The organism is Streptomyces sp. NPDC031340, assembly GCF_055569945.1.
Genome location: NZ_JBVIIE010000008.1, coordinates 116,195 through 132,612, shown reverse-complemented (window position 1 = coordinate 132,612; position 16,418 = coordinate 116,195). Strand labels below are relative to the sequence as shown.

17 protein-coding genes and 2 pseudogenes are annotated in these 16,418 nt (G+C 72.3%); 9 read left to right on the top strand and 10 right to left on the bottom strand.

The annotated features are described in order from the left end of the window. The 3 genes from ACZ5GT_RS08160 to ACZ5GT_RS08150 all read left to right on the top strand — a co-directional run. On the top strand, positions 1–1,665 hold a 1,665-nt coding region (locus ACZ5GT_RS08160), incomplete at its 5' end, for a S1C family serine protease (RefSeq protein ID WP_469016728.1). Between the two features lie 211 nt (positions 1,666–1,876). After that, positions 1,877–2,317, top strand: a complete 441-nt coding sequence (locus ACZ5GT_RS08155; protein ID WP_469016725.1) for a sec-independent translocase — start codon at positions 1,877–1,879, stop codon at positions 2,315–2,317. A gap of 242 nt (positions 2,318–2,559) precedes the next feature. Further along, the gene (locus ACZ5GT_RS08150; RefSeq protein ID WP_469016720.1) at positions 2,560–3,231 is read left to right on the top strand and encodes a hypothetical protein; all 672 of its coding nucleotides are present in this window, start codon (positions 2,560–2,562) and stop codon (positions 3,229–3,231) included. A 108-nt stretch (positions 3,232–3,339) separates the two neighbouring features. Here the strand turns inward: ACZ5GT_RS08150 and ACZ5GT_RS08145 are convergent, their stop codons facing one another. The 3 genes from ACZ5GT_RS08145 to ACZ5GT_RS08135 are packed head-to-tail and all read right to left on the bottom strand — an operon-like array spanning position 3,340 to position 6,395. After that, positions 3,340–4,473 (bottom strand): Mrp/NBP35 family ATP-binding protein, encoded by a 1,134-nt coding sequence (locus tag ACZ5GT_RS08145; protein WP_360741687.1) that lies wholly within the window; start codon positions 4,471–4,473, stop codon positions 3,340–3,342. A 43-nt stretch (positions 4,474–4,516) separates the two neighbouring features. Continuing rightward, positions 4,517–5,110: a DUF1003 domain-containing protein gene (locus ACZ5GT_RS08140; RefSeq protein ID WP_469016712.1), complete on the bottom strand. Its 594-nt coding sequence runs from the start codon at positions 5,108–5,110 to the stop codon at positions 4,517–4,519. Continuing rightward, the gene (locus tag ACZ5GT_RS08135) at positions 5,100–6,395 is read right to left on the bottom strand and encodes a magnesium transporter MgtE N-terminal domain-containing protein (protein WP_469016705.1); all 1,296 of its coding nucleotides are present in this window, start codon (positions 6,393–6,395) and stop codon (positions 5,100–5,102) included. The genes ACZ5GT_RS08140 and ACZ5GT_RS08135 overlap by 11 nt, the downstream gene beginning before the upstream one ends. A 198-nt stretch (positions 6,396–6,593) precedes the next feature. Here ACZ5GT_RS08135 and ACZ5GT_RS08130 point away from each other — a divergent pair, with 198 nt between their 5' ends. Further along, a complete protein-coding gene (locus tag ACZ5GT_RS08130; RefSeq protein ID WP_469016700.1) occupies positions 6,594–7,337 on the top strand; it encodes a hypothetical protein in 744 nt (247 codons plus the stop codon). 163 nt (positions 7,338–7,500) lie between these two features. Here ACZ5GT_RS08130 and ACZ5GT_RS08125 read toward each other — a convergent pair whose 3' ends face one another. Both ACZ5GT_RS08125 and ACZ5GT_RS08120 read right to left on the bottom strand, forming a co-directional pair. Further along, complete coding sequence (locus ACZ5GT_RS08125; protein ID WP_469016695.1) at positions 7,501–8,013, bottom strand: hypothetical protein; 513 nt, start codon at positions 8,011–8,013, stop codon at positions 7,501–7,503. 23 nt (positions 8,014–8,036) lie between these two features. Further along, entirely contained in the window at positions 8,037–9,170 is a 1,134-nt protein-coding gene (locus ACZ5GT_RS08120; RefSeq protein WP_469016690.1) for a magnesium and cobalt transport protein CorA, read from the bottom strand. 491 nt (positions 9,171–9,661) lie between these two features. On the opposite strand from ACZ5GT_RS08120, the gene ACZ5GT_RS08115 reads away from it, so the two are divergent. Beyond that, positions 9,662–10,246 carry a suppressor of fused domain protein gene (locus ACZ5GT_RS08115; RefSeq protein WP_469016683.1) on the top strand — a complete coding sequence of 195 codons (585 nt, stop codon included), beginning with the start codon at positions 9,662–9,664 and terminating at the stop codon, positions 10,244–10,246. Positions 10,247–10,276: 30 nt separating this feature from the next. On the opposite strand, the gene ACZ5GT_RS08110 is transcribed toward ACZ5GT_RS08115, so the two are convergent. Together ACZ5GT_RS08110 and ACZ5GT_RS08105 are read right to left on the bottom strand one after the other, a co-directional pair. Next, positions 10,277–10,408 carry a hypothetical protein gene (locus ACZ5GT_RS08110; RefSeq protein ID WP_469017018.1) on the bottom strand — a complete coding sequence of 44 codons (132 nt, stop codon included), beginning with the start codon at positions 10,406–10,408 and terminating at the stop codon, positions 10,277–10,279. A 29-nt stretch (positions 10,409–10,437) separates the two neighbouring features. Next, positions 10,438–11,103, bottom strand: a pseudogene (locus tag ACZ5GT_RS08105) (MFS transporter); the annotation flags it as partial. Between the two features lie 157 nt (positions 11,104–11,260). On the opposite strand from ACZ5GT_RS08105, the gene ACZ5GT_RS08100 reads away from it, so the two are divergent. From ACZ5GT_RS08100 to ACZ5GT_RS08090, 3 genes are all read left to right on the top strand, one after another. Next, positions 11,261–11,902, top strand: a complete 642-nt coding sequence (locus ACZ5GT_RS08100) for a DUF6758 family protein (protein ID WP_469016678.1) — start codon at positions 11,261–11,263, stop codon at positions 11,900–11,902. Between the two features lie 131 nt (positions 11,903–12,033). After that, positions 12,034–12,891, top strand: a complete 858-nt coding sequence (locus tag ACZ5GT_RS08095; RefSeq protein ID WP_469016672.1) for a PHP domain-containing protein — start codon at positions 12,034–12,036, stop codon at positions 12,889–12,891. Positions 12,892–13,073: 182 nt separating this feature from the next. Beyond that, the gene (locus ACZ5GT_RS08090; RefSeq protein ID WP_469016669.1) at positions 13,074–13,679 is read left to right on the top strand and encodes a MarC family protein; all 606 of its coding nucleotides are present in this window, start codon (positions 13,074–13,076) and stop codon (positions 13,677–13,679) included. A 73-nt stretch (positions 13,680–13,752) separates the two neighbouring features. On the opposite strand, the gene ACZ5GT_RS08085 is transcribed toward ACZ5GT_RS08090, so the two are convergent. Further along, entirely contained in the window at positions 13,753–13,905 is a 153-nt protein-coding gene (locus tag ACZ5GT_RS08085; RefSeq protein WP_469016666.1) for a hypothetical protein, read from the bottom strand. Between the two features lie 239 nt (positions 13,906–14,144). On the opposite strand from ACZ5GT_RS08085, the gene ACZ5GT_RS08080 reads away from it, so the two are divergent. Beyond that, complete coding sequence (locus tag ACZ5GT_RS08080) at positions 14,145–15,038, top strand: NYN domain-containing protein (protein WP_469016661.1); 894 nt, start codon at positions 14,145–14,147, stop codon at positions 15,036–15,038. Positions 15,039–15,043: 5 nt separating this feature from the next. Here ACZ5GT_RS08080 and ACZ5GT_RS08075 read toward each other — a convergent pair whose 3' ends face one another. Together ACZ5GT_RS08075 and ACZ5GT_RS08070 are read right to left on the bottom strand one after the other, a co-directional pair. Next, positions 15,044–15,946, bottom strand: coding sequence for an alpha/beta fold hydrolase (locus tag ACZ5GT_RS08075; protein WP_469016657.1), 903 nt, complete (start codon positions 15,944–15,946; stop codon positions 15,044–15,046). A 191-nt stretch (positions 15,947–16,137) separates the two neighbouring features. Then, positions 16,138–16,418: pseudogene (locus tag ACZ5GT_RS08070) on the bottom strand (DEAD/DEAH box helicase); the annotation flags it as partial.

Genomic DNA, 16,418 nt, shown 5'->3' with positions numbered 1-16,418 from the left:
CCCGGCCCGGCCGCCCCCGTGCCGCCCGCCGCGCACGTCCCCGCGGCGCCCGCCGCTCACGCCTCTGCGGCACCCGGCGTGCCCGTAGCCGCGCACGCCCCCGCATCGCCCGGCCCGGCCGCCCCCGTGCCGCCCGCCGCGCACGTCCCCGCGGCGCCCGCCGCTCACGCCTCTGCGGCACCCGGCGTGCCCGTAGCCGCGCACGTCCCCGTGCCGCCCGGCCCGGCCGCCCCCGTGCCGCCCGCCGCGCACGCCCCCACGGCGCCCGGCCCCGCTGCCTCCGCGGCGCCCGCCGCGCACGTCCCCGTGCCGCCCGCCGCTCACGCCTCTGCGGCACCCGGCGTGCCCGTAGCCGCGCACGCCCCCGTGCCGCCCGGCCCTGCCGCCCCCGTGCCGCCCGCCGCGCACGCCCCCACGGCGCCCCTCCCGGCCGCCTCCGCCCCCGTCCCGCACTCGGCGGTGACCCCCGGTGTCGAGGCCCCGCACGCGGCTCCTTGGCGGAACTACGACCCCTGGGCCGTCGCGCCCCTTCAGCACGCCGGCGCCCCGCGGCCCCGGCGGGTCCGGAAGGGGCTGGTGGCCGGGGCCCTGGTGCTCGCGCTCGTGTCGGGCGGTGTCGGCGGCGCCCTCGGCTCGTATCTCGAGCGCAACGGCGGCGTGGGCGACATAGAGCTGCCGCAGGCCGGGAAGGAGCCCGCCGGGCGCGCTCCGGACAGCGTGGCCGGGATCGCCGCCCGGGCCCTGCCCAGCGTGGTGACCCTGCACGTGACCGGCCAGGAGGAGTCCGGCACCGGCACCGGCTTCGTGCTCGACGCGCAGGGACACATCCTCACCAACAACCACGTCGTCCAGCCCGCCGGCTCCGGCGGCCGGATATCCGTGACCTTCAGCAGCGGCGACACCGCCAAGGCCACCGTCGTCGGCCGGGACAGCGGCTACGACCTCGCCGTCGTCCGGGTGGAGGGCGTGAGCGGCCTCAAGCCGATGCCCCTCGGCAACTCCGACAACGTCCAGGTCGGCGACCCCGTCGTCGCCATCGGCGCGCCCTTCGACCTGGAGAACACCGTCACCTCCGGCATCATCAGCGCCAAGGAGCGGCCCATCACGGCCGGCGGGGAGAGCGGGGACGGCAGCGACGTGTCGTACGTCGACGCGCTGCAGACCGACGCCCCCATCAATCCGGGCAACTCCGGCGGGCCGCTGCTCGACTCGAAGGCCCGCGTCATCGGCATCAACTCCGCCATCCGTTCCGCCGACAGCGGCTCGGAGCCGGCCGGCGGCCAGGCCGGCTCGATCGGGCTCGGTTTCGCCATCCCCGTCAACCAGGCCAAACGCGTCGCCGAGGAGCTGATCAACACCGGCAAGGCGACCCACCCCGTCATCGGCGTCACCCTCGACATGGACTACACGGGCGACGGCGCCCGCGTCGGCACCAAGGGCAGCGGCGGCGGCCCCGCCGTCAACACGGGCGGTCCCGGCGACAAGGCCGGCATCGAGCCGGGCGACGTCATCACCGAGGTCGACGGCCAGCGCGTCCACTCCGGCGAGGAACTGATCGTCAAGATACGGGCCCACCGCCCCGGCGACCGGTTGGAACTGACCGTGCGGCGGGACGGGATCACCAGGAAGGTCCCTCTCGTGCTCGGGTCCTCGGGCGGAAATTGACAGCAACCTCATGGACGAGGACCCCGCCCCGGTCCCCCCATGACCTTCGCTTGACCAACGACCCCGAAAAACCGCCACGTGGACAACTCGGAGTCCTCGGGGCGGTACCGGTCGTACCAGATCGCCGGGTACCGTGGACCCGGCCCGGACCACGGAAGACCCGCACAGACCACCGAGGGCCGAGGACCGAGGAGATGGCGAGGAGCTTCAGGTGTTCAATGACATAGGACCGCTCGAGCTGGTCACGCTCGTTGTCCTCGCCGTGCTCGTCTTCGGTCCGGACAAGCTCCCGAAGGTCATCCAGGACGTCATGCGGACCGTCCGCAAGATCCGTGAGTTCTCGGAGAGCGCCAAGCACGACATCCGGCAGGAACTGGGCCCGGAGTTCAAGGACTTCGAGTTCGAGGACCTGAACCCCAAGACGTTCATCCGCAAGCACCTGGACACCGACGACCTGGGGCTGAAGGAGATCCGCAACGGCTTCGACCTGAAGAAGGAGATGGCCGAGGTCACGGACGCCGTCCACAGCCGCGACAGCGACCCCGCGCCGTCCTCCGCTCCGTCCGCTGCCCCGTCGGCCGCCGGACGCGTCGACATGGTCAAGAAGCCCGAGGCCGACGACCGCCCGCCGTTCGACGCCGACGCCACCTGAGTCCCGACCCGCGTCGCCGCTGGTCACACCCGTCGCACGTGACGCGTTTCATACCCCGCGGAGGCGCCCGGACGGCTTGATCATGCCGTCTCGGCGGCTCACGCGCCGGGCGCTTTCCCGGCTGCTCCCGGCGGGGTGGATATGCTGCCGAGTTGTTGCGCGGGCCGGATGCGAAAGAGCAACGCCGCCCGAAGGGGGGCGGGCAGCTCCGGTCCGACGAGAGCGAGGAGGCGTCCGGGCACATGGAGACGACGAGTCGGGCAGTCGCGCAGGCGCCGGCCGCGGAGGGCGGACAACAGGTCCCCTCCGCCCGGCGTACGGTCGACGGCTACCTGCTGGCGCCCTTCCCGTGGTACGGCCTCGACGAGGCGTTCACGGGGCCGCGCTGGCTGATGCAGGTCGGTACGGCGGCCGACGGGGCCGTCGAGCACGGTTCGATCGGGCACGGCGACGAGCCCTCCGTGAAGAACGAGTACGCGGCCGGGGCGTCCGACGACCCCAAGGAGCGGTTCGCGGTCGTGGTGACCGTCGCGGCGAACCCGTCCCGGCGCAGCGCCGACGGCACGGGGCTGCTGGAGGCCACGTCGGTGTCCTCGGCGGCGTGGCTGGCCGGGGTGGGGCTGCTGTCCTTCACCTGGCCCGGCCAGATGGACCACAGCCTGCGCGACGACTGGCTGGAGCAGCAGACGGAGACGGCGTGGGCGCTGGCCGACGACCTGGCCGGCCCCGAGTGGTCGATGCTCTCCCTGCCCGTCGACGGGGTTCCCACGCCGTTCCACTACCGCGAGTCCGAGTTCGGCTGGGTGCTCGCCGGGTCCACGCAGGAAGGCGTGCACCTGGGCGCGTACGGCAGGGGCATGAGCGCCTACGGGCTCGGCTTCGCCATGATCAAGGACATCGCCGCCTACGCCTGACGGGGACGGCGAAGGGGGCGCCACCGCACCGGACGGCGCCCCCGAGGCCATGGCGACGGTCGTGGGACCGGCCCCGCCGTCGCGGCGGTCCCGGAACCGACCGCGCGCTCAGAACTTGTTCTTCGGCGTGAGCCCGAGCGACAGCCCGGCCAGCCCGCGCTGCCGTCCGCCCAGCTTCCCGGCGATGCCCCGCAGCGCCGCGCCCGCCGGGGAGTCCGGGTCGGTCAGCACGACCGGCTTGCCCTCGTCGCCGCCCTCGCGCAGGCGGACGTCGATGGGGATGCTGCCGAGGACCGGGACGTTCGCGCCCGTCGTGCGGGTGAGACCGTCGGCGACCGCCTGGCCGCCGCCCGTGCCGAAGACGTCGACCATCTCGCCGCAGTGCGGGCAGGGCAGGCCGGACATGTTCTCGACCACGCCGACGATCTTCTGGTGGGTCTGCACGGCGATGGCGCCGGCCCGCTCGGCCACCTCGGCGGCGGCCTGCTGCGGGGTGGTGACGACCAGGATCTCGGCGTTGGGCACCAGCTGGGCCACGGAGATCGCGATGTCGCCGGTGCCCGGCGGGAGGTCGAGCAGCAGCACGTCCAGGTCGCCCCAGTACACGTCCGCCAGGAACTGCTGGAGCGCGCGGTGGAGCATCGGGCCGCGCCACACGACCGGGGCGTTGCCCGGGGTGAACATGCCGATGGAGATGACCTTCACGCCGTTCGCGGACGGCGGCATGATCATGTTCTCGACCTGGGTCGGCCGGCCGTCGACGCCCAGCATGCGCGGCACGCTGTGGCCGTAGATGTCGGCGTCGACGACACCGACCTTCAGGCCGTCCGCCGCCATCGCCGCCGCCAGGTTCACCGTGACCGACGACTTGCCGACGCCGCCCTTGCCGGACGCCACCGCGTACACGCGGGTGAGCGAGCCGGGCTTGGCGAAGGGGACCTCGCGCTCGGCTTGGCCGCCGCGCAGCGCGCTCGCCAGCTCCCTGCGCTGCTCGTCGCTCATCACGTCGAGCGAGACGTCGACGCGCGTGACGCCCTCGACGCGGGAGACCGCCTCCGTCACGCGCTGCGTGATCGTCTCGCGCATGGGGCAGCCGGAGACCGTCAGGTACACGGTGACCGCGACCGCTCCGTCCGCGCCGATCTCCACCGATTTGACCATCCCCAGCTCGGTGATGGGGCGGTTGATCTCGGGGTCGTTCACCGTCGCCAGTGCTTCGCGCACCGCGTCTTCGCTAGCCATAAGGACGATGGTACGGCGCCGCGCGGGGGCCCCGGCACGCCCGTCACCGGTCGTCTACGTCACGTCCGTGCGACCGTTCTGCCGGGAATACGGCGGGTTCGTGGTGGCCGTCCCGCCTGCCGTCCAGTTCCTTGAACAGGTCCTGCAGTTCGGAGCGCATCCAGTCACGGGTGGCGACCTCGCCCAGGCCGATGCGCAGGGCGGCGATCTCGCGGGTCAGGTACTCGGTGTCCGCGATCGACCGCTCGTTCTGTTTGCGGTCCTGTTCGAGGTTGACCCGGTCGCGGTCGTCCTGCCGGTTCTGCGCCAGCAGGATCAGCGGGGCGGCGTAGGAGGCCTGCAGGGACAGCATCAGGGTCAGGAAGATGAACGGGTACTCGTCGAAGCGCAGCTCGCGCGGCGCGCTCACGTTCCACACCACCCACAGCACGATGACGAACGTCATCCAGACGATGAACCGGCCGGTGCCGAGGAAGCGCGCGATGCGCTCCGAGAGGCGGCCGAAGGCCTCCGGGTCCCATTCGGGCAGGAACCGGCGGCGCCGCGGCCGCGGCTGGTCCAGGCGGGGGCGGGCGCGGCCGGCCGCCGTCGCCCCCGCCGCGGCGCGTTCGCGGGTCCCCTCGCGCTCAGGAGTCACGGGCCACCCCCTGCGCGCCCTCGTCGCCGCCGAGGTGGAACTCGGTCTCCCGCCAGTCCTCGGGCAGCATGTGGTCCAGGACGTCGTCGACGGTCACCGCGCCCAGCAGCGACCCGGCCTCGTCCACCACGGGCGCCGAGACCATGTCGTACGTCGCGAAGAACCCGGCGACCACCGGCAGGGCCGCCTCGGGGACGAGGGGCTGCAGGTCCGTGTCGACGATGGAGCTGACCAGGGTGTAGGGCGGCTCGCGCAGCATGCGCTGGAAGTGGACGGTGCCGAGGTACTTGCCGGTCGGGGTGTCGTCGGGCGGGCGGCAGACGTAGACCTGGGCGGCGAGCGCGGGGGACAGGTCGGGGTTGCGGACCCGGGCGAGCGCGTCGGCGACCGTGGCGTCGGGGCGCAGCACGATCGGCTCGGTCGTCATCAGACCCCCCGCGGTGTGCTCCTCGTACGACATCAGGCGCCGCATGTCGGCCGCGTCGGCGGGCTGCATCAGGCTCAGCAGCCGTTCCTGGTCCTCCTCCGGCAGTTCGGAGAGCAGGTCGGCCGCGTCGTCCGGGTCCATCGCCTCCAGCACGTCGGCGGCGCGTTCCTCCTTCAGCTTGCCGAGGATCTCGATCTGGTCGTCCTCCGGCAGTTCCTCGAGCACGTCGGCCAGGCGGTCGTCGTCGAGGGCTGCGGCGACCTCGGCGCGGCGCTTGGCGGAGAGGTGGTGCAGCACGTTGGCGAGGTCGGCGGGGCGCAGCTGCTCGAAGGTGGCGAGGAGGTTCTCGGCGCCCTGCCCGTGCTCCTCCAGGGAGAAGCCGGTGACCGCGGACCACTCCACGGTCAGCGTCTCGCCCTTGCCGCGCCGGAAGGCGCCGCCCGCCTTGCCCCTGCGCACGAAGACGCGGTCGATCTCCCAGTCCCGGCGGGCCGGCAGCTGCCGCACCGACAGGTCGAGGACGGTGACCTCCTCGCCGGTCTCGGTCAGCGTCACACGCCGGTCGAGGAGGTCGCCGAAGACCAGGCGTTCGGTGGGGCGCTGCTCGAAGCGGCGGACGTTGAGCACGCCGGTGGTGATGATCTGGCCGGACTCGATGCCGGTCACCCGCGTCATGGGCAGGAAGATCCGGCGCCGGGTGGGCAGTTCGACGACCATCCCGAGCAGCCGCGGGGGCCGCCGCCCGACGCGCAGCATCACGACCAGGTCCCGTACCCGGCCCACCAGGTCGCCGTTCGGGTCGAACGCGGCGACGTCGGCGAGGTGCGAGACGAAGATCCGGGGGGCACCCCCTGCCATGGCCGCGCCTCCTTCTCCCGTGGGTGTTTCGTACGGTGTCTCTTTTCCGAATTGCCCGCTCGAATGGGCTTCAGGCTAGCCCGTCCCGATCGGAGACGTCCTGGCAGGGGGGCCGGACGGACCGGCTCCGCCGCCCGCCCACCGCCCCGGTACGCTGCCGTACGCCGCTCAGGACCCGTCAGAAAGGCAGCCCCACCTGTGACTGCGACTCCCCAGGGCCGTACCCGCCGAATCGTGCTGGTGAGCGGGGTGTGCGCGCTGGTCGTGACAGGGGCTGGACTGCTCACGGGATGCGGTGAGGACCCGGACGCGGGCACCAACGGGGTCGGCAAGCTGCCGGCCGACCAGATCCAGTCCCGGACCCGGAAGGCCGCCGAGTCCGCCGACGCGGTCCGCCTCTCCGGCACCGTGGTCACCAGCGGACGCACCTACCGCATCGACATGCGTCTGAAGTCCGACGGCGCCACCGGGTCGGTCACCTCCAAGGGGGCCTCGTTCAAGCTGCTGCGGGTCGGCGAGCAGCTGTTTTTGAAGGCTGACGCGGACTTCTGGAGCCACCAGGACGGCGGCGGGGACGGGGCCGCGGCCGACAAGCTCGACGGCAAGTACGTGAAGGTGCCCAAGGGCGACCCGTCGTACCAGAAGTTCAGCGGCTTCACGGACAAGGACGTCCTCCTCGACGGTCTGCTGACGCTGCACGGCAAGCTCGCCAAGGACGGCCACCACCAGCAGGCGGGCGTCCGCACCATCCGGATCACCGGCGACGACGGCTCCGGCGGCACCCTGGACGTCTCCCTCCAGGGCACGGCCTACCCCCTCCGCCTGGTCCGGGCGGGCGGCGCCGGGACGCTGACCTTCTCCGCCTGGGGCACGAACTTCACCCTGACCGAGCCGGACAAGAGCGAGACCGTGGACTACGGCAGGCAACTCCCGTCCTCCTGAAGGGCGTTGACGGGTACTGACGGGCTTTGATGGGCGTTGACGGGTGTTGCCCTGACGGCCGGTGGACGGTGGCGGCCGTTGCCCTGACGGCTGGTAGACGGTGGCGGCCGTCGCCCTGACGGCCGGTCGGCTGTGACGGGCGTCGACGGCCGCCTGGCCGCGGCTACTTCCGCTTGCGCCGCTTCACCAGCAGCCGCGGCAGCGCGGCGGGGGCCGGCTGCCGTGTCGTGGCCGGCGACGGCAGCGGGGCCCGGGCGAGACTCCCGTCGGGCAACGGCAGCGTCCCGCCCGTCGGCTCCAGCCGCAGCACCCGGCACTCCCGCGCCCAGCGCTCCGGCACGGCCTCCCCGTCGGGCGCGTTGAGCCGCTTGCCCTTCAGCTCGGCCACCGCGGCCGCCCACGCCTCGGACCCGGACGCGAGCTCCACGACCTTCGCCGTCCAGGTCAGCAGCCGGCCGCCCTTGTCCTTGCTGCGCACGGTGACCTCGGCGGTGCCCTGGTCGGCCAGTCCCGGCAGCGGCTGCTCGCCCGGGCCGTCGCCTACCACGCACGCCGCGCCCTCGTGCCACACGTGCCACAGCGCGCGGGCCGGGACCCCGGGGCCCTGGACCCAGATGAGGCCGGACTTCTTGGTGGCCTCCTCGACGAGGGCCTGCTCCAGCAGCTCGCTTGTCATGGGACCAGCCTATCCAGGCGCCCTCACAGCCAGCCGTTGCGCTTGAGGGTGCGGTGGATCCCCAGGCAGATCACGCCGGTGATCATCATGATCACCGGGTAGCCGTAGCGCCAGTGCAGCTCGGGCATGTGCTCGAAGTTCATGCCGTACACCCCGCACACCATCGTCGGCACGGCGATGATCGCGGCCCATGAGGTGATCTTCCGCATGTCCTCGTTCTGGGCGACGGACGCCTGCGCGAGGTTGGCCTGGAGGATCGAGTTGAGCAGTTCGTCGAAGCCGAGGACCTGCTCCTGCACGCGGGCGAGGTGGTCGGCGACGTCCCGGAAGTACTTCTGGATGTCGGGGTCGATCAGCCGCATCGGCCGCTCGCTGAGCAGCTGCATGGGCCGCAGCAGCGGCGAGACGGCCCGCTTGAACTCCAGCACCTCGCGCTTGAGCTGGTAGATCCGCGCCGAGTCCACACCGCGCGAGACCCCGCCCCGCCGCCCCGGCGAGAACACCTCGGTCTCGACCTCGTCGATGTCGTCCTGCACCGCGTCGGCGACCGCGATGTAGCCGTCGACGACATGGTCGGCGATCGCGTGCAGCACCGCCGAGGGCCCCTTGGCGAGCAGCTCGGGGTCGTCCTGGAGCCGGTGGCGCAGTGCCCGGAGCGAGCCCTGGCCGCCGTGCCGGACGGTGATGAAGAAGTCCCGGCCGGTGAAGCACATGACCTCGCCGGTCTCCACGACCTCGCTGGTGGCGGTGAGCTGGTCGTGGTCGAGGTAGTGGATGGTCTTGAACACCGTGAACAGGGAGTCGTCGTAGCGCTCCAGCTTGGGCCGCTGGTGGGCCTGGACGGCGTCCTCCACGGCCAGCGGGTGCAGCCCGAACTCGCGGGCGATACCGGCGAATTCGGCCTCGGTCGGCTCGTGCAGGCCGATCCACACGAAGCCGCCGTCGCGGCGCACCAGCCGCATCGCCTCGTGCGGGGTGAGCGGCTGCGGCGTCTGCACGCGGGCGCCGTCGCGGTAGACGGCGCAGTCGACGACGGCCGAGGGCGTCCCGGGGTCGCGCGTGGTGTCGTACGGGCCGCTGTCCATGCGCACGGGACCCTTGCGCAGTGAAGGGCGGGACGGGCGGACCACGGCACGCAGGTCGCGGATCATCGACATGGCAGGCTCCTTCGCACGAGCAGCGAGAGGCCGCGACGACGGGTGGAACTGCCCGGAATGAGGACGTCCTGAACGCGTCTCCCCGAAATGAAAAGGGGAAGGATGTTTGGCACGTCCACAAAGCGGGGAGCACCGCACCGTCGCGGTGGCGCGCTTCGCTGCTGATTCAGCTACTGATGCAGATCAGACAGATCAGGCAAGACGAAACGAAGTGCTCTTCCGTGATGAAGACGCGAATGCGAGAGGCGGCAGCCGGCGGGAGGCGCAGCAGCTACATCAACGACAGGAAGAGCGGGTGGTACTGCACGGTCGACTTCGGTCCATCGCAGCCCCACCTCCTCCGGCCGGTCCCCCGTGAGGGAATCCCATCGGCGTCGGGACCCGATAGCCACGCTTCGGCGTGCTGCCCCGAACCACCGGGCCAGACTAGCAGCAGCCCCAAGTGTCAAGGCGCCGCTTTGCCCTGCCCTGACGAGATCTATGCTCGCCGCATGGCTGATGTTCTTCCTCTGGTCGAGGCCCGGTTGCGCACCGCGCTGGGCGATCCGGACGCGCGCGCCGCGGTCACCTTCCTCGGCACGGACCGCATCGAGGTGCTCCGGTTCCACGAGGGGGACGTCGTCCGCTACGCCACCCTCGGCATGTCCGCGCAGCCGATGACGGACCCCACGGCCGTGGTCGCCGACCCCGTCAGGGGGCCGCGCGCCGAGCTGGTCCTCTCCGTCCGCGCCGGCGTCGCCGACACCGACAAGGTGCTGCGCCCGCTCGCCGTGCTCGCCGCGTCCCCGCAGGTGGAGGGCGTGGTGGTGGCGCCGGGGGCCTCTCTCGACGTCGGTGAGCCGCTGTGGCCGGGCGCGCCGTTCACCTCGGTCCTGGTGGCCGAGCCCGGCGGCCTGGTCGAGGACCTCGAACTCGACGAACCCCTCGACCCGGTGCGGTTCCTGCCGCTGCTGCCCATGACGGCGAACGAGGCCGCATGGAAGCGGGTGCACGGCGCCCAGGCCCTCCAGGAACGCTGGCTGACGAACGGGACGGACCTGAGGGATCCGTCCCGCAGGTCCGTCCCGCTGGAGTGAGCAAGGTCACCGTCGCCTGTTCCACGTCGGTCAGTCGGCGAAGACGGCGACACCGTCCTCGGTGGCGTGCCGTGTCTCGAGTTCTTCGGCTTCGTGCGTGAGCGCGCCCCGCCGTACGAGGACGACGAGCGCGCCCAGCACCGCCGAGGCCGCCGCGACCACGAACGGGACGTGCAGGTCGGTCCACTCCCGAAGAACGCCGAGACCGCGGCGGAGGCGAGCCCGCCGTGGCCGAGCGCCTTGAGCGGGTCCAGCAGCGAGGTCCTGCGGGCCGGCTTCGGCTGTTCCCCCAGGAACGCCGTGATGCACAGGAAGCCGACCGCCATCAGGAAGGCCGTGCCGAAGAACGGGTAGCGCCAGCTCGCGTCGCCGAGCAGCGCGCCCAGCAGCGGGCCGCACGCCATGCCGAGGCCGAGCGCCGACTCGTACAGCAGGATCGCCGCGGCGCTGCCGCCGGCCGCCGCGCCGACGATGACCGCGAGGGCGGTGGAGACGAACAGGGCGTTGCCCAGGCCCCAGCCCGCGCGGAAGCCGACCAGCTCGGCGACCGAGTGCGAGGTGCCCGCGAGACCGGCGAACACCACCACGAACGCGAGGCCGAGCAGCAGCGTCCGGCGGCCGCCGATGCGGCTGGAGACGAAGCCGGTGAGCAGCATCGCCACCGCGGTGATGAGGAAGTACGAGGTGAACAGGAGGGAGACCTGGCTGGGCGTGGCCTCCAGTCCGGCGGCGATGGACGGCAGGATCGGGTCGACGAGCCCGATGCCCATGAACGCCACGACGGACGCCCCGGCGGTCGCCCATACGGCCTTCGGCTGCCGCAGGATGCCGCCCGCTCCCGCGTCGAACGGGTCCATGCTTCCCCCACTCCGGGTCGAATTAGTTGGCATTTGCACATAGTAGGTTAGCGAAGCTAATTAATGCAAGATGCACCTAATTTTGTCCGGGATCGGATCCATCCGGACGGGTGATCGTCCTTGACGTGGCGGGGCAGGGGTAGGACCGTGGGGCTCTATGAGGGGCGAACCCAGTTGCCCGAAGTGTGGTGGCCGGGTCAGGGCTCCCGGCCTCTTCGCCGATTCCTGGCAGTGCGAGGTGCACGGGCCGGTGCATCCGGTGCAGCCCGTGGTCCCGCCCAGCGTCGATGCCCTGACCGTCGTGGTGCAGCGCACGCAGGTGCCGGTGTGGATGCCGTGGCCCCTGCCGGTCGGCTGGCTGTTCACCGGGGTGGCCTGCGCGGGCGACGACCGCAGCGGCGGCCGCGCCACCGCGGTGGCCTGCTCCGGCCCCGGCCCGCTCGGCGGGATGGGCGAGCTGATCCTCGTCGCCGAGGAGCTCGGCGTCGGCCTCGGCGCGCGGTACGCGGGCATCGACGCCCCGGACCCGGGCCCGTACCTGGACGTCGAGAAGCCGGCCGAGACCAAGGTCCTGGCCGCCGGCCGCCCCACCCCGCTCTGGCACGTCGCCGACACCCCCGACGACCGTGCGGTCTTCGCGGGCGAGGCGCTCGGGATGTGGCTGTGGGCGGTCCTGTGGCCGGAGCAGTCCGGACTGCTGCTGTACGACGAACTGGTGCTGACGGATCTGCGCGAGGCGGGCGCCGAGCTGGAGCTGGTGCCGTGCGGGGCGCTCTCACCGCGCCTGCTGAAACCGTAGGTTCCGGTTGGGGCTGCGCTGTGCGTTGGCTGTAGGGGGCGCTCGGCGGTTGCGGGTGTGACAGAGCGGTCCGGAAATCCGGTTATCCTTGAGCGTCATCTTCCGTACCGTCACCGCCTGGAGTCCGCGTCGTGCGCATCGACCTGCACACCCACTCCACCGCGTCCGACGGCACGGACACCCCGGCCGAGCTGGTGCGCAACGCCGCCGCGGCCGGTCTGGACGTCGTCGCGCTGACCGACCACGACACCACCCGCGGACACGCCGAGGCGATCGCCGCGCTGCCCAAGGGACTCACCCTCGTCACCGGCGCCGAGCTGTCCTGCCGCGTCGACGGCGTCTCCATGCACATGCTGGCCTACCTCTTCGACCCCGAGGAGCCGGCGCTGCTGGCCGAGCGCGAGCTGGTGCGCGACGACCGGGTGCCGCGGGCCAAGGGCATGGTCGCCAAGCTGAACGAGCTGGGCGTGCCGGTCACCTGGGAGCAGGTGAAGCGCATCGCCGGCGACGGCTCCGTCGGACGGCCGCACGTCGCCTCCGCGCTCGTCGAGCTCGGTGTCGTACCGACCGTCGGCGACGCCTTCACCCAGGACTGGCTGGCCGACGGCGGCCGGGCCTTCGTCGAGAAGCACGAGACCGATCCCTTCGAGGCGATCCGGCTGGTCAAGGCCGCCGGCGGAGTCACCGTGTTCGCGCACCCGGGCGCCAGCAAGCGGGGCCGGACGGTGCCCGAGCCGAGGATCGCCGAGATGGCGGCCGCCGGGCTCGACGGCATCGAGGTCGACCACATGGACCACGACCCGGACACCCGGGCGCGGCTGCGCGGCCTCGCCAAGGAGTTGGGGCTGCTGACGACCGGGTCCAGCGACTACCACGGCAGTCGCAAGACGTGCGTGCTCGGGGAGCACCTGACGGATCCCGAGGTGTACGGGGAGATCACGCGGCGGGCGACGGGCGCCTTCCCGGTGCCGGGGACCGGCGGGGCCTGAGGCCCTACGGCCGCCGCGCCGCACGCTCACGCCGACGGCCCGGCACGCGCACACCGACGGCCGACACACGCTCACGCGGAAGGCCGCCGCATTCTCCTGCCGACGGCCGCCGCGCGTTCACGCTGACGGCCGCTGTCACGGTCACCCCTGTTCACCGCTCCTCCCTCACCCGCAAGGCCCCCATGTTCGACACCGCTGTCTTCGGCTCGCTCTTCCTCACCCTCTTCGTCATCATGGATCCCCCCGGGATCACCCCGATCTTCCTCGCGCTGACCGCCGGACGCCCCGGCAAGGTGCAGAAGCGGATGGCCTTGCAGGCCGTCTGCGTGGCGGGCGGTGTGATCGTCGTCTTCGGGCTCCTCGGCCACCAGATCCTCGACTACCTGCACGTGTCCGTGCCCGCGCTGATGATCGCGGGCGGGCTGCTGCTCCTGCTGATCGCGCTCGACCTGCTCACCGGCAAGACGGACGAGCCGAAGCAGACCAAGGACGTCAACGTGGCGCTCGTGCCGCTGGGCATGCCGCTGCTGGCGGGCCCCGGCGCCATCGTCTCCGTCATCCTCGCCGTGCAGAAGGCCGGCAGCGTGGCCTCGCAGGTGTCGGTGTGGTCGGCGATCCTCGCCATCCACGTCGTGCTGTGGCTGGTCATGCGCTACTCGCTGCTGATCATCCGGGTCATCAAGGACGGCGGCGTGGTCCTGGTGACGCGGCTCGCGGGCATGATGCTCTCCGCGATCGCCGTGCAGCAGATCATCAACGGCGTCACCCAGGTGGTCGGCGGCGCTTGACCGGAACGACAGAGCCCCCGGACGGCACGGCGCCGTACGGGGGCAATGAAGCTCTCGCGGTGATCCGCGTGCGTTATGAGGCCGTGGTCTCGGCCGGGCGGATCCACAGGCGCTGTCCGACAGCGGCGGCCTGCTGAACGATCCGGTTGACGGAGGCGGCGTCCACGACGGTGCTGTCCACGGGGGTACCGTCGACCTCGTCGAGTCGCATGATTTCGAAGCGCACAGGCTTCTCCCTTCGTCTGGTCATCCTCCTGAAGGAGAACTACTGGGTGGGTGGCGCACGAGGCGTCGGTGCCCCCTGTTCCATACGTATTCAACGGGCTGCGTGTTACAAACATTCCCTTGGCTAAGGAAATTTTTCGAACAGCTAATTACTGACCGGTAAGAGTCTGTTCATGCCCGCTCGGAAGACTGACCGGGACCAGTTGTGTTCGCAGCGTGACCGCCGGGACAATGGAAGCGATGAACGACGACCTCCCTGCGCTCAGCGCACGCATCGACCGCACGAACGAGCTGCTGCAGCGCATGCTCGCCGAGGTGGCGAAGACGCCCTCCACGCACGCGATCTTCGTCGACGCGGGCTACCTGTACGCGGCCGCCGGGCGGCTGGTCGCCGGCACGGAGGACCGCCGGGCCTTCGACCTCGACGCCGAGGGCCTGATCGAGGCGTTCATCGACCGCGCCCGCTCGATCTTCGCGGACAGCCGACTGCTGCGGGTCTACTGGTACGACGGCGCCAGACGCCGCATCCACACCGCCGAGCAGCAGTGCATCGCCGAGCTGCCGGACGTGAAGGTCCGCCTCGGCAACCTCAACGCCAACAATCAGCAGAAGGGCGTCGACTCACTCATCCGCTCCGACCTGGAGTCCCTCGCCCGGCACCGCGCCATCAGCGACGCGGCGCTCCTCGGCGGCGACGAGGATCTGGTGTCGGCGGTCGAGGCGGCCCAGGGGTACGGGGCCCGCGTCCACCTGTGGGGCATCGAGGCGCCCGAGGGCCGCAACCAGGCGGAGCCCCTGCTCTGGGAGGTCGACAGCCAGCGCACCTTCGACCTCGACTTCTTCAAGCCGTACGTCTCCCGGCGCGCGGCGCCCGCCTACGAGAGCACGGCGGCCCGGCCGACCCGCGAGGACGTGCGCTTCGTGGGCGCGCAGATCGCGGCGAAGTGGCTCGCCGCACGCGGCCGCGAGTCGCTCGTGGATCTGCTGCCCGGCCACCCCTACCTCCCCGGCTCCGTGGACCAGGACCTGCTGGTGGAGGCGGAGGGGCTGCTGCAGTACTCCCTGCGCGGCCAGGCCGACCTGCGCCGCGCACTGCGCGACGGCTTCTGGGAACACCTGCGGGCGCTGTACTAGGAGCCTTACGCCGTCTGGCCGCCCCGACCGCCGTCTTCTGCCGCCTCGTCCCAGAACTCCGCGAAGGCGTGGGCCGTCTCCAGGGGCCGGTCGGTGTTGGGGGAGTGCTCGGCGCCCTGGATCACCGTCCGGCGGGCCCGCAGCCGCAGCGCCATCTCGTCGAGCAGCGGCACCGGCCAGGTGTCGTCGCGGGCGCCCGACAGCACGTGGAACGGCAGCGGCACGGCGGCCAGCTCCGCGACGCGGTCCGGCTCCACGCACAGCTGGCGTCCGGTGCACAGCAACTGCGCCGGCTTGGTGCCCAGCCAGCGGCGGCGCAGGTCCTCCTGGTCGTCCAGCCCGGAGTCGAGTTCGCCGGTGTCGGTCTCCTCAGGCGGCTCCATGGCCTGGATCGCCTCCCACACCTCGGCCATGGTCATCACCGAGAGCGCGTCCCGGAGCAGCTTCACGCGCTGCTGCTGGGAGGGGGAGATGTGGGCAGGACCCGAGGACATGAGGGTGAGCGAAAGGAAGGGGGAGCGGTCCAGCAGCACCGCCGCCCGGGCGATCTGCCCGCCCAGGGAGTGCCCGACGAGGTGCAGCGGGGCGCCGACGGCCTCCGCCTGCGCGAGCACGTCCCGCGCCAACTCCTCCTGCGCGTAGGCGGCTTCGTCCAGTTCCGGGCCATCGGACTCGAACTGGCCCCGCCCGTCCACGGCGACGGTCCGGTAGCCGCGGGCCGCCAGGGGCACGTGCAGCGGGTTGAAGTCCTCCTTGCTGCCGGTGAAGCCGGGCAGCAGCAGCGCGGTGCCCTTGTGCGGGACACCGTCCGCCGCGGGCGCCTCCACGACGGCGAACTCCCCGCGGGCGGTGCGCAGCGAGTACGCGCGGGCGCCGGGAGGCGGGGTGAAGGTCGGTGGCCTGCTCATGTGCTGAGGCTACCGGGCGCGGGAGCCGGGAGACGGAGGGGCGGTCCGCGGAGGCGGAGGGGCGGTTCCGCGCGGGTTCGGGGGCGGCCGGCCGCGGGCACCGGCTCGGGGAAACGGCAGCGAAGGGGGGAGAGACGGCCGACGGCCCGGTCCCACCTGACGTGGGGCCGGGCCGTCGCGCTCGTGAGCGGTCAGCTCTCCGCGGCCTCCGGGGCGGCCGCGGCCTTGCGCGTGCGGCGCGCCCTCGGCTTCGCCTCGGCCGCGTCCACGCCCGCCTCGGCGGTCGCCGCGGCCTTGCGGGTCCGGCGGACCGCCGGCTTCGCCTCCGGCTCCCCGGCGGCCTGCGCCGGGATGTCGGCCACGGTCGCGGCGGTCGCGGTCGCCTTGCGGGTGCGGCGGGGCTTGGCCTCGGTGGCCTCGGCCGTGTCGACCGCGGTTTCGGCGGTGGCCGCGGTCTTGCGGGTGCGGCGGG